Raw genomic sequence first — 11,735 nt, forward strand, 5'->3', positions numbered from 1 at the left:
TGGTGAGCAGTGGCGCTCGCCACTGCGGTATAAAATAGCGCTTTTTGATTTAACGTAAATTACCTGTCGGCGCTTTCAGCATGGTCACTCATCACGGGTGGATCAAGTGCCATGGTCAACGCAGCGCCGAGAGCGGCTATGAGCGGCGCGATTTGCGCAGCGACTGGGTCAAGCGGTCTAGCAGCATGGCTAGGATAACCACGGCGATACCCGCTTCGAAGCCATCGCCAGGGCGCAGGCGCTGAATGGCACGCCACACTTCGCTGCCCAGGCCGTCTGCACCGATCATGGCGGCGATGACCACCATCGAGAGTGCCAGCATAATAGTCTGGTTGATACCAGCCATCACCGTCGGTAGCGAGAGCGGCAGCTGTACCTTGAACAGCTTTTGTCCACGCGTGGCACCATAGGCATCGGCGGCTTCAATGAGCTCCACCGGCACCTGACGAATACCTAGAGTGGTAAAGCGAATCGCGGGGGGCATGGAGAAAATGACCGTGGCGAAAATGGCCGAGACCGATCCAATGCCAAAGAATGGAATGGCAGGGATCAGATACACAAACGCTGGCATGGTCTGCATAAAGTCCAGCACCGGCATGATCACCCGGTAGAGTCGCTCGGATAGCGCGGCGGCAATCCCCACAGGCAGTGCGATGACTACTGCGACCAGCGTGGCAATCACCACCAGCGTCAGCGTCTCGATCATGGGGTTCCAAAGCCCTAGGTTCCAGATCAAAGCCAGCCCGGCAACCGCACCAATGGCCAGGCGAGTGCTGGCGAGTTTCCAGCACAGCAGTGCAATAATCGCCAGCAGTGCCCACTCGGGTAGCCACATCAGGCCATCGTTGAGGCTGTTGATCCCTGTCTGTGTCACGCGGGAAATGCCGCGGGTAACCACCGAATATTCACTTGTCAGCCACGTCAGGCCGCTTTCGATCCAGCTACCTAAAGGAATACGTGCTATCTCCATTACTGTTCTCCTGCTCGTGCCAGTTCATCCAAGACCGCGCCTTTTACCACTACGCCCAGCAGGCGCTGCTGCTCATCCACCACGGCAATCGGGTAACTCTTTTCGCTAAACATGGCGAAGAGGTTTTGCAGCGGCTCGTCTGGCGGCACTTTTCGGAAATCTTGAGTCAGATGGTCGGTAATGGTCTCGGCTTTTGCCTCAATAGCACGGCCGGCGACATCGGCTTCCAGCAGGCCTAACAGCTGACGGTCACGGTCAGTGACGTAAATAGAGTCAATGCTGTGATCGCGCATCCGGTGCAGTGCTGTACGTGGGCCGTCGCTGTCGCGTGCGGTGGTGCGTACCGGGCGCATGGCGCTCTCGGCGGTCAGAATGCGCGAGCGGTCCACCCCTTCAATAAAGCGGCGGACGTAGTCATCGGCGGGCTTGGTCAGAATCTCTTCTGGCGTGCCAATTTGTACGACTTCACCATCTTTTAGCAGCACGATGCGGTCGCCGATATTGAGCGCTTCATCCAGGTCGTGGGTGATGAAGACGGTGGTCTTCTGCATTTTGGTTTGCAGCTGCAGTAGCTCTTGCTGCATATCTTTCCGGATCAGCGGGTCGAGGGCCGAGAAGGCCTCGTCCATCAGCAGAACGCTGGCATCGTTCGCCAAGGCGCGGGCAAGCCCAACGCGCTGCTGCATGCCGCCCGACAGCTGGTTTGGGTAGGCGTCCTCCCAGCCTTCCAAGCCCACTTGCTTAAGCGCGTTATGAGCAATCGACTGGCGCTCCGATTTTTCGACGCCGCGAATTTCCAGGCCGAACTCGGCGTTCTGCTGAACCGTGCGGTGAGGAAAGAGCGCGAAGTTTTGAAACACCATCGAGAAGTGGCGGCGGCGGCACTCCAGCAGGGCCTTTTCGCCCAGCGTTGGGATGTTTTCGCCATCAATGACGATCTCACCTTCGGTGGTGTCGATGAGGCGGTTCAAGCAGCGAATCAGCGTGGATTTACCCGAACCCGATAGGCCCATGATGACCAGTAGCTCGCCTTCGTAAACGTCGAAGGAGATATTGGAAAGGCCCAGGGTTTGGCCCGTTTTCTCAAGAATTTCGGGGCGCTTAAGGCCTTGGTCGCGTAGCTCAAGGGCTTTTTGGGGTTGCTTGCCAAATACCTTGCTCAAGCCGCGTACCTGAATTTTGACAGGGCGTGTCTCGTCCATCAGCGGTGCCTTTTGATTGAATGAGCAGCCTTGTGTCGTTACTCAATGCGCTTACCTGCGGCATTTACGTGCTCCCTGCAAGCAGCGACACAAAACGGTTCATAAGTAGAAGATTAGGTTATGTTTAATAAATTATTAAAAATTATTATACATAAATGGGCGGGATGTGTCACAACGCGCCCGCCAGCCAGGCCATATTACGCCACATGTGCCATTTTGAACCCCCGCCCATGACCCTATCATGACATTGTTGAGCTGTTTCGATTTTATATTAAGATTTTGTTTTTAAATAATTAAAATCTTTTTTTGCAACATTGGCATGATCTGTGAAGGTGTCTTGGTAAGCAATACAGATGAAAATGGAGGCAACCTTATGGATAAGCAAGCTAGCCAGATGAATAAGCGTCCACGTATTTTGACGCTCTGCATGTTAGCGGCAACCGTTGGTACCTTGGCTCTTGCGGGCTGCGGTAACGGTGAAGAGGAAATGCCCCCAGCACAGCAGCCTGAAACTGAAACTATGGAGCAGGATGCGACGAACTCAACGGGTCAAGCTCCGACGGCTGAGAATGAGCCTGAGATGGCTGATGAGCCAATGAGCAGTGACCCAGGTTTGGGTGAAGATTCAGCGACCGCTCAAGAGCCGATGACAAATGGGTCGCAAACAGAGGCTGACCCTGAAGAGAATCCTGGGTTTGGTGAAGGCACCGACCCGATGCCCGGTGCAGATGAGTCCGCCGCAGAGGACGCCACCAGTGGCAATGAAGATGACGAGATGACTAACGGCCAATAGCCGTCGACGCTCCCTACGATGGTAAGCCGACCCAGCTGTCTGTTCCCTGCGGCTGCTCCACACGGTTTATCATCCTTTCGCCCCCGCGCCCGCGGGGGCTTTTTTTGCTCACCAAATCTTTCTAACCAAAGTAGTGGTACTTGTTTTTGCAAGTTGGCGGGCAGCCGCTAAGGTTAGGTAAGCAGGCGTCATCATGGCGCGCTGCGATAGCCCATTATCAAGGAAGGAGAACGACATGATGTCACGATTAAACAATACGCGGTGGATGGCACTGCTGTTTAGTGCACTATTGATGGCAGGTGTACTGTCTGGCTGTGGTGATGCAGAATCGCCCACCACGGAGTCTGAGGAGCTACAACCCGATGAGCCCCAAGAGCCAATGGACACCGGGCCAATGTCAAATGACGGGCAGGCTACCCGAGAAGCGCCCGGCGATGGCGTAACGGATTAAATGCAAGGGCTGCCGGTCGCTCAACGGCGACCGGCACAATGCTGTTACTCTTCACTATCTTCCAAGCGGCGGTAAAGTGTGCGACGCGCAATGCCTAGCACCTCAGCCGTGCGTCGTTTGTTACCTCCCGTTGCCTCCAGCACCTTACGGATATAGCGTTTTTCTACCTCTTCTAGGCTTGGCCAACGGGCAGGCGCCGGGGCAGGAATCTGCGTGCCGGGTAGCACCTCGCCGCTTAGCGTTGGGGTGCTGTCGGCACTGCTTTTTTGCTGGCTAGACTGTTCGCGCAGGCGCTCAGGTAAATCCTGATGCTGCAGTACGCCCGCTTCGCTGAGCGTTACCGCGCGCATAATTGCGTTTTCCAGCTCACGCACATTACCAGGGTAGGTGTAGTTCAGCAGGCTATTGAGCGCCTCTGGCTCGATCTGTTCGATCTGTTTGCCTTGGGCTTCTGCGTGCTTATCAATCAGTGCGAACACCAAGTGTTCGATATCCGTGCCGCGCTCGCGTAGCGGTGGAATGCGCAGTGAGAATGTCTCTAAGCGGTAGAACAAGTCACTGCGAAAGTTCTCCTGCTCAATCTCTTTTTCCAAGTGGCGGTGGGTTGCGGCAATGATGCGCACATCTACTGGTTCCTCACGCTCGCCGCCCACGGGGCGAACGGTTTTCTCTTGCAGGGCGCGTAGTAGCTTGGCCTGCAGATTGATCGGCATTTCGCCAATCTCATCGAGAAACAGGCTGCCGCCCTGGGCGCTATGAAACAGTCCTTTTCTGGCCTCGTTAGCACCGGTAAAGGCACCTTTCACATGACCAAAAAACTCGCTCTCCATCAAGTCGGCGGGAATGCTGGCGCAGTTAACGGGAACGAAAGGTGCTTCGTGGCGGCTACTTTCTTGATGAATCGCTCGGGCCAGCAGCTCTTTACCCGTGCCGCTTTCACCCAGGATCAAAATAGGTGCATCGCTTTTGGCTAATCGAGACGCATCGTGGAACAGTGACTGCATGGCTTGGCTTTTACCCACAATACCGTGGAAGTGACTGAGTTCCGCATCGTGGGGAAGGGACAAACGCTGTCGCTCCAGTACGCGAAATACGGCTTCGCGGATAGCATCTAAATCAAGTGGCTTAGTTAAAAAATCATCTGCGCCAAGCTTTAAGGCTTCTACCGCCTGGTCAATCGTGCCAAACGCGGTAATGACAATAATGCCTAGCTCGCTGCCACTCTGGCGTAGCTGCTGCAGCAGTTGAATGCCCGTCATGCCGGGTAGCCGTACATCGGTAATCATCATGGCCACTGGCGTGTGGCTAAGCAGGGCAATGGCCTCTTCAGCGCTGGGGACACCCAGTGTGTCATAGCCCGCGTCGTTGAGCTCTTCCTCTAATAACTCACGGATAGCGGCGTCATCTTCCACCACCAATAACGGTAAAAGGTGTTCCTGATGGGTCACAAACGTCGTCCTCAAGCGGATGCGGTTTCACTAAGGGGAAGCGTAATTTCAAAGCCAGCACCGCCAAGCGCGCTGTCAAATACGCCAATCGTCCCGCCGTGGTCGTTAATAATGCGGTGCACCATCGATAGTCCCAAGCCGCTGCCCTGGCCCACCGGCTTGGTGGTGAAAAAGGGGTCGAACACTTGATGATGATGCGAAGTCGGTATGCCTGACCCGTTATCTTCGACCCATACCGTAAGCTCGTCGCTGTGCGACTGGGCGCGAACACGAATATGGCTAACGTCCGGGGCTTGGGCGGCGTTGCGTAATAAGTTGGTCAGCACCTGCACAATTTGTTGACCGTTAACTAATAAATGGGGGGGAGGGGACGGAAGATCAATATCCAGATAGATATTTCGTGGTTCCAGCTCCTCCTCGACTAGCTCGCTGGCACTAATGATAAGCTGGTTAAGGGCTTGGTGTCCTTTCTCCACGTTATGTTGTCGGCCTAATTCCATCAGTTGGCGGACAATTTCGACGATTCGCTCTACCTCGCCGCGAATCCGGCCAAGCCTAGCACGCTCGTCGTCGCCAATCGTATCCCTGCGGGCCAACCGCTGGGCCTGGCCGTTGATGACTGTCAGCGGTGCGCCAATTTCGTGGGCCACCCCGGCGGCCAACACGCCAAGCTCTGCCAGCTTTTTGGATTTGCGCAGGCGTTTTTCCAGCTCGATTTCTCTCCGTTGGCGAGCATCGATATCACGATCTTTTTCGGCCATAGCGTCCAGCATGCCGTTCAAGCCCGACGCTAAACGGCGATACTCCGTCGGGCCGTCTACTGTGGCCCGTTGGCTGCGGTCGCCATCTTCCACTAGCAACATGACGCGCAACAGACGGTTTAGCGGCCGCTCGATATAGTGGCGAAACCCCCACCAAATGCTAAACACAATGCCTGCCGCGCCAATCACGAAGACCAGCACGGCCACAATGCTGATAAACCCGGTGTAATTCTCAATGCCGGTATTGAGTCGGTTCACCTGCAACACCCCTTGCACAGTGCCATCTTGGGTACGTAGCGGCGTGAGAGCAGAGTAGTAGGTCCAACCTTCCTGTTGTCGGTAGCTGCTGTGCAGGTCGTCGCGCTCGATGACCTGCTGAATCTCTTCTGGTGTGAACAGATCTTTACCCAGCCCAAGGCCGTATACCTCACGGCCTTGGGTATCGAATACGTAGGCCCCGTAGATGCGGTGAAACGAAAACGCCGACTGCAGCGCCTCTTCTAGCGGCGTGGCGCTGTCTCGAGCCACCGCGTAGCTCAGCGAGGTGCTCAGCGCGCGAGTAATGATCTCGACTTCGGTTTGCAGCTTGGAGCGAACGTTATCTTCCAGCGATTTAATCGCCACCAGGCTAAAGACCACTAGGATAACGAAAAGCGGCACGATGACCGTTAAGATGATGAGGTTACGTAATCGCATCGTGCTTCCTGATGGTGGCTTAACGTTAGCGCTCGCTGGGCGTTAGGCGGTAAAGGCTGCCTTGGCCGCCGTCGGTTAGCAAATAAATCGCTTCATCTGGCCCTTGGCGCACATCGCGAATACGGCCGATCTCACCTTCTAAAATCAGCTCTTCACCGGCCACTTGGCCCTCTTCAAGGGTAAGGCGCAGCAGCTTTTGGCTGCCCAGACCACCCGCCAGCAGGCTTCCTTGCCAGGGCTCAAAGGCATCGCTAGTCACCTCGGCAAGACCTGAGGGGGCAAAGCGCCCATCAAAGCGATACACCGGGTCAACCATGCCAGGCTTAGATTCAACGCCTATCGGCTCGTTGGTACTATAGTCATTGCCTAAACTCACCTCCGGCCAGCCGTAGTTATTGCCAGGCACAATCTGATTCAGCTCATCACCCGTTCGCGGGCCGTGCTCGGTGGCCCAAGGTTCACCATTGCTGAGAACGGTTATGCCCTGAATATTGCGATTGCCCATGGTGTAAATTTCATCCAGTGTATCGTCGTCATCCACAAAGGGATTATCGCCAGGGGCCTCTCCGGTCTCGGTGAGCCGAAGGGTAGAGCCTGCGTGGTCATCGCTGGCCTGAGCGCGAGAAGGGTCTACGCCGCGGTCTCCGATGCTCATCAGCAGCGTGCCATCTTTAAGCCATGCCAAACGGGAGCCGTAGTGTCGGCCGGGAGAGGAGGCGCGATCCTGCACGAAAAGGTGCTCAACGTCGCCTAACGAATCCCCTTTCCACTTAACGCGGGAGAGCGCTGAACGGCTGTTATCGCCCTCAGGCTTGCTCCAGGTAAAGTAGATCCAATCGTGCTCGCCATCGCCAAACTCAGGGTGCAGCGCCACATCCAGCAGGCCACCTTGGCCGTTCTGACTCACCTGGGGCATGCCTTCAAGCACTTGCGTTTGCCCGTCAGAGTCAACGAGATTTAACTCACCGCTGCGCTCGCTCACCAAGTAGCGACCATCGGGAAGAAATGCCACCGCCCACGGGTTCGCAAAGCCATTGGCCACGCGCTCAATGGTAATAGCGAAGTGGTCGGTTTCCAGGGCATCATGAACCACCTCTGCCTGGGCAGTGCTGGCAAGCATCAGCCCCACCAGGGAAGGAGCCACCCAGCGTTTAGCCTGTAAACGTAGCGAGCGGTGTGGGGTCATCAACGGCGTAGCGTATCGAGTTGGCATCGAGTGTCCTCTGTTAGCGCTGGATCAGAGTCTAAGTCTAGCAGTGACTGCCGTAAGCGGGCGGGGGTTCCCCCGCGCTACATCAACAGTGCCAAGAGTACCGGTAAATAGATCAGCGCCATGAGCGTTGAGCAGAAGACTAAACTGGCCACATAAGCGGGTTCGCGCCGGGCGCGCTGGGCAAACAGATAGTTGAATACCGCCACGGGCATGCACATTTGCACCACCAAAATGCTCTGCGCCAGCGGCGGTAAGCCAAGCCAACCAGAAATAAACCAAGCGGCAGCGGCGGCCAGAGGGATACGGATCAAGCTAAAGCCAACCCCTGAGCGTAAGCTTTTCACCTGAATACTAGCGAGCGACACACCGAGGGTGATGAGCATCAGCGGTACTGTGAATCCAGACATTAAGTCAACGGTGTTGGCCATCCATAGCGGGAGCGGCGTGTCGGTCAACAGCAGGGCCATGGAAATTAAGATGGCATAAACCGTGGGGGTTTTAATCAGCGTTTTAATCGGGCTTCCGCTACTGCTGAGCACGGCTCCTAAGGTGAACTGAAACAGCGATACCGTCACCATCACCGTAATACCGTAAGCAAAACCTGCGCTGCCGAAAGCGTAAAGCACGACAGGCAGCCCCATATTGCCCGTGTTGGGATACATCATCGGCGCGATCAGTACCCGCCAATCTCGACGCAGCAGTTTGGCCACGGCAAAGCTGGCTGCCCCCATGCTGATAATGACCAGCGCGGTGGCCAGCATCATCTGCCCAAAGGTGCCGGCATCAATGTTGGCACCAGAGAGCGACGCCAGTACCAGCGCAGGGGTACCAATGTTGAAGACCAAACGCGTAATAAAATCGACGGGGTAGGGTTGCCCTAAGCGTACCCATAAAAAACCCAGCCCGGCACCGGCCAGCACTGGCGCCATGACGGCGAAGAGTTCAGCGAGCATTAACGTTCCTTGACGATCATCGGCCGCCTATTGTGGGTAATTAGGCGGCTAACTGGCAAGGCGAATTGCTAATGGGCGTAAACGGCGTTTGCGTGGGTTTGCCACTCGTTAGGCACCTGGTCACGCAGAAAGTCCAGCAGCGCGTTGACCCGGCGTGAGTGATGCCCATAGGCATACAGCAGCGTCACGGGTAAGGGGGCGGGCTCCCAGCCAGGCAGGCAGTTGACCAGATCCCCAGGGTGGTGGCGTTCGCGTTTCTCGACCACCCAGTGGGGCAGCAGGCCGATCCCTTGGCCATAGGCAATGGCATCGATGTGCAACGCCGTGAGATCTACCCGGAGTCGCGAGCGGGGCGCGTTGAACAGGTAGTCGGCGTGTTCGGGGTGATGCAGCAGCAGGCCGCTGGAGGCAGTATCCAACAAGTCGATCCAGGCATGCGCATCCAGCTCTTGGGGGTGTTGCGGTGTTCCCGCGTGGGCCAGATAGTGTGGGTTGGCGTAGAGGCCGCGGGTGAGGTGGCCCAAGCGCTCTTGATTCAGCCCACACTCATGGGTGGCGCCTAGCCAAATATGCACGCTGTTGCTGTGCATCTTGGTGGGCGGCGTTTCCCGAGTATGCAGGGTCAGCTCGACCTTGGGGTAGCGGGTCAGAAACGCATCCACGACGCCCGCCATCCAGCCTCGGGCCAGCGCACCGTGTACCTCCAGCGTCACTTTACCGCTGATCTCCTCGCGAAGTTCTGCTAGCGCCTCTTGGCTATGGGCGACCATGGCCAGCAGCTCGGTGCAGTACTGGTGAAACAGCAGGCCCGCTTCGGTGGGAATCAAACGGTTCGCCTGGCGACGCAGCAGCGGCTGGTTCAGGCGCGCCTCTAGCTGACTAATGCGCCGGCTTAACGTGGATTTAGCAAGCCCGAGCTTCTGTGCGCTGCGCGTCAGGCTGCCGGTGGTCATCACATCGGCAAAAGCGGCGAGTTCATCAAAATCGTACATAGTCGGGGCCACTGGGGGAACGAGGTCACGCCATTGTGCCACTTAATTGTTTGAATGAAAATAATTGCCATTTATGTTCCGGTTGGTTGAACGCACCGTCCCGCCTCTTTGTGCAAAGAGTATGCAAAAATACAAATGCTAATAATTCGTATTTAAGTATAAGTGCTCTTTCAATTCAAAGGAACCCGCTATGTCTTTACGTTTGCGCCGTACGCTGCTGGCCAGCGCTATCTCATCTCTCGCCTGCGGGGCAGTTGCGGCTCAAGAAACGCCTCAGCTCAACGATATCGTGGTCACCGCTTCTGGCTTTGAGCAGCAAATTAGCAGTGCGCCCGCCTCAATCAGCGTCATCTCCCGTGAAGAGCTGGAGCGTGGTCACTATCAAAACGTCACCGATGCGCTGCGGGATGTCCCCGGCGTGGTAGTGACTGGAGGCGGGGCAGGCGATAACGGCAATGACATCTCCATTCGCGGTATGCCTTCCCAATACACGCTGATTCTGGTGGATGGCCGCCCACAAAACTCCCGCGAATCACGCCCCAACGGCAGCGCAGGCTTCGAACAGGATTGGCTGCCGCCGCTGCAAGCCATCGAGCGTATCGAGGTGGTGCGCGGGCCGATGTCAACGCTATACGGCTCCGATGCCATCGGCGGGGTGATCAACGTGATTACCCGCAAGGTAGCGGATACCTGGCACGGCAATATCCAGCTCGATACCGTGCTGCAGGAAGACAGCGCCTCCGGCGACAGCCGCCAAGCCAACTTCTACCTAAGCGGGCCGCTGGTGGCGGATCGTTTAGGCCTGCAGCTGTATGGCCGCACATCAGAACGCGACGAAGACGATATTGAAAACGGCTACGAAGAGAAGAGCTTGCAAAGCCTGACCGCACGACTAAGCCTGGCCGCCAGCGATAACCACGACTTTACTGCAGAAGCGGGCATTACCGAGCAGGATCGCCGCTCGCTGGTTGGGCGCTCGGCGCCTGCGGAAGGGTGCCGTGGCGGCTGCACCGACAGTATCGGTGAATACACCAATAGCCATGTAGCGCTGACCCATAGCGGCCGCTTCGACTGGGGCACCAGCGAAACCTTCGTACAGCGTGAGCGCAGCGAAAACCAATCGCGGGATATCGAGATTACCAACACCACCGCGAAAACCAGCGCAGTGATTCCCTTGAGTATGCACATGCTCACCGTCGGCGCGAGCTGGGAAGAGGAGTCGCTGGAGGATGGCACCACCAACCAAATCTCCGACCGTACGGCGGTTGAAAACAGCCAGTGGGCGCTGTTTATGGAAGATGAGTGGATGCTTTAGACAGACGCCTGGGCACTGACAGGCGGGTTGCGCTTGGACGATGACGACAACTACGGCAGCCATCTGAGCCCGCGCCTTTACAGCGTATGGAACATGACGCCGGAATGGACGCTGAAAGGCGGCGTATCCACCGGCTACCGTTCCCCCAACCTGCGGGAAATTACCCCGGACTGGGGGCAGATCAGCCGTGGCGGTAATGTTTATGGCAACCCTGACCTTGAGCCGGAAACCTCGCTCAATAAAGAGATTGCCCTGCTGTACGGCAACGACGCAGGCCTGAACGGCAGCCTGACGCTGTTCCACAACGATTTCGAAGACAAAATCACCCGTATCGCCTGCCCCATCGATATTTGCAATGCAGGCCCGAACCAGTTCGGCAGCGACCCCACGTACCGGGTCAACATCGATGACGCGGTGACCCAAGGGGTCGAGGCCAGCCTGAGCGCACCGTTGAGCGATACGCTGGCGCTAACCGCCAGCTACACCTTCACCGATTCCGAACAGAAAAGCGGTGAGTACGCCGGCGAGCCGCTGACCCAGCTGCCCCGCCACCAAGTGTCGGCCACGTTGGATTGGGACGTGAACGCACGGCTCAGCCAGTGGACCAAAGTGAGCTACCGGGGCGAGGAGAGCCAGCCCACCACCGGGCCGTCGCAAAGCTCGATTGTCGCACCGTCTTACACCTTTGTGGATGCGGGTATTGGCTATCAGCTCAACGATAGCACCACGGTGAACGCCGGAATCTACAACCTGTTTGATGAGCGCATCACCTACGACGAATACGGCTATGTGGATGACGGCCGCCGGGTGTGGCTTGGCCTGAACGTCGCTTTCTAAACATACTCCTGAATCCGTGAGACCGGCCCCCGGAAGCACTTCTAACCCACTGACCTGCATGGCAATATAGCCATTATCGCCATTCACCCAGACAGTGCCATGCC

At 56.8% G+C, this 11,735-nt stretch carries 9 protein-coding genes and 1 pseudogene; 3 read left to right on the forward strand and 7 right to left on the reverse strand.

The features are described 5' to 3' along the window. Positions 1–136 precede the first annotated feature (136 nt). Together BIS10_RS00865 and BIS10_RS00870 are read right to left on the reverse strand one after the other, a co-directional pair. Positions 137–970, reverse strand: a complete 834-nt coding sequence (locus BIS10_RS00865) for a proline/glycine betaine ABC transporter permease (RefSeq protein ID WP_253501433.1) — start codon at positions 968–970, stop codon at positions 137–139. Next, the gene (locus BIS10_RS00870) at positions 970–2,172 is read right to left on the reverse strand and encodes a glycine betaine/L-proline ABC transporter ATP-binding protein (protein WP_253501436.1); all 1,203 of its coding nucleotides are present in this window, start codon (positions 2,170–2,172) and stop codon (positions 970–972) included. Before BIS10_RS00870 ends, BIS10_RS00865 begins: the two co-directional genes overlap by 1 nt. Positions 2,173–2,545: 373 nt before the next feature. Here BIS10_RS00870 and BIS10_RS00875 point away from each other — a divergent pair, with 373 nt between their 5' ends. Together BIS10_RS00875 and BIS10_RS00880 are read left to right on the forward strand one after the other, a co-directional pair. Continuing rightward, complete coding sequence (locus BIS10_RS00875; RefSeq protein ID WP_253501439.1) at positions 2,546–2,965, forward strand: hypothetical protein; 420 nt, start codon at positions 2,546–2,548, stop codon at positions 2,963–2,965. A 235-nt stretch (positions 2,966–3,200) separates the two neighbouring features. Then, the gene (locus BIS10_RS00880; protein ID WP_253501442.1) at positions 3,201–3,416 is read left to right on the forward strand and encodes a hypothetical protein; all 216 of its coding nucleotides are present in this window, start codon (positions 3,201–3,203) and stop codon (positions 3,414–3,416) included. Between the two features lie 44 nt (positions 3,417–3,460). Here the strand turns inward: BIS10_RS00880 and BIS10_RS00885 are convergent, their stop codons facing one another. The 5 genes from BIS10_RS00885 to BIS10_RS00905 form a co-directional block, all read right to left on the reverse strand. Then, positions 3,461–4,864 carry a sigma-54 dependent transcriptional regulator gene (locus tag BIS10_RS00885; protein ID WP_253501447.1) on the reverse strand — a complete coding sequence of 468 codons (1,404 nt, stop codon included), beginning with the start codon at positions 4,862–4,864 and terminating at the stop codon, positions 3,461–3,463. 11 nt (positions 4,865–4,875) lie between these two features. Beyond that, positions 4,876–6,321, reverse strand: a complete 1,446-nt coding sequence (locus tag BIS10_RS00890) for an ATP-binding protein (protein ID WP_058577514.1) — start codon at positions 6,319–6,321, stop codon at positions 4,876–4,878. Positions 6,322–6,346: 25 nt separating this feature from the next. Then, entirely contained in the window at positions 6,347–7,507 is a 1,161-nt protein-coding gene (locus BIS10_RS00895; protein ID WP_253501452.1) for a PQQ-dependent sugar dehydrogenase, read from the reverse strand. 104 nt (positions 7,508–7,611) lie between these two features. After that, positions 7,612–8,487, reverse strand: coding sequence for an AEC family transporter (locus BIS10_RS00900; RefSeq protein ID WP_062362932.1), 876 nt, complete (start codon positions 8,485–8,487; stop codon positions 7,612–7,614). Between the two features lie 68 nt (positions 8,488–8,555). Then, positions 8,556–9,479 carry a LysR family transcriptional regulator gene (locus tag BIS10_RS00905; protein WP_253501449.1) on the reverse strand — a complete coding sequence of 308 codons (924 nt, stop codon included), beginning with the start codon at positions 9,477–9,479 and terminating at the stop codon, positions 8,556–8,558. 190 nt (positions 9,480–9,669) lie between these two features. Between BIS10_RS00905 and BIS10_RS00910 the strand changes: the two are divergent. Further along, positions 9,670–11,631, forward strand: a pseudogene (locus BIS10_RS00910) (ligand-gated channel protein). Positions 11,632–11,735 lie beyond the last annotated feature (104 nt).

The sequence above is a fragment of the Halomonas sp. 707B3 genome, from assembly GCF_024158645.1.
GTDB classification, from domain to species: domain Bacteria; phylum Pseudomonadota; class Gammaproteobacteria; order Pseudomonadales; family Halomonadaceae; genus Vreelandella; species Vreelandella lionensis.

What these genes read in the sequence shown, in the direction of transcription:
- BIS10_RS00865 (WP_253501433.1), bottom strand. Translation starts at nt 970, where the DNA reads ATGGAGATAGCACGTATTCCTTTAGGTAGCTGGATCGAAAGCGGCCTG.
- BIS10_RS00870 (WP_253501436.1), bottom strand. Translation starts at nt 2,172, where the DNA reads ATGGACGAGACACGCCCTGTCAAAATTCAGGTACGCGGCTTGAGCAAG.
- BIS10_RS00875 (WP_253501439.1), top strand. Translation starts at nt 2,546, where the DNA reads ATGGATAAGCAAGCTAGCCAGATGAATAAGCGTCCACGTATTTTGACG.
- BIS10_RS00880 (WP_253501442.1), top strand. Translation starts at nt 3,201, where the DNA reads ATGATGTCACGATTAAACAATACGCGGTGGATGGCACTGCTGTTTAGT.
- BIS10_RS00890 (WP_058577514.1), bottom strand. Translation starts at nt 6,321, where the DNA reads ATGCGATTACGTAACCTCATCATCTTAACGGTCATCGTGCCGCTTTTC.
- BIS10_RS00895 (WP_253501452.1), bottom strand. Translation starts at nt 7,507, where the DNA reads ATGACCCCACACCGCTCGCTACGTTTACAGGCTAAACGCTGGGTGGCT.
- BIS10_RS00900 (WP_062362932.1), bottom strand. Translation starts at nt 8,487, where the DNA reads ATGCTCGCTGAACTCTTCGCCGTCATGGCGCCAGTGCTGGCCGGTGCC.
- BIS10_RS00905 (WP_253501449.1), bottom strand. Translation starts at nt 9,479, where the DNA reads ATGTACGATTTTGATGAACTCGCCGCTTTTGCCGATGTGATGACCACC.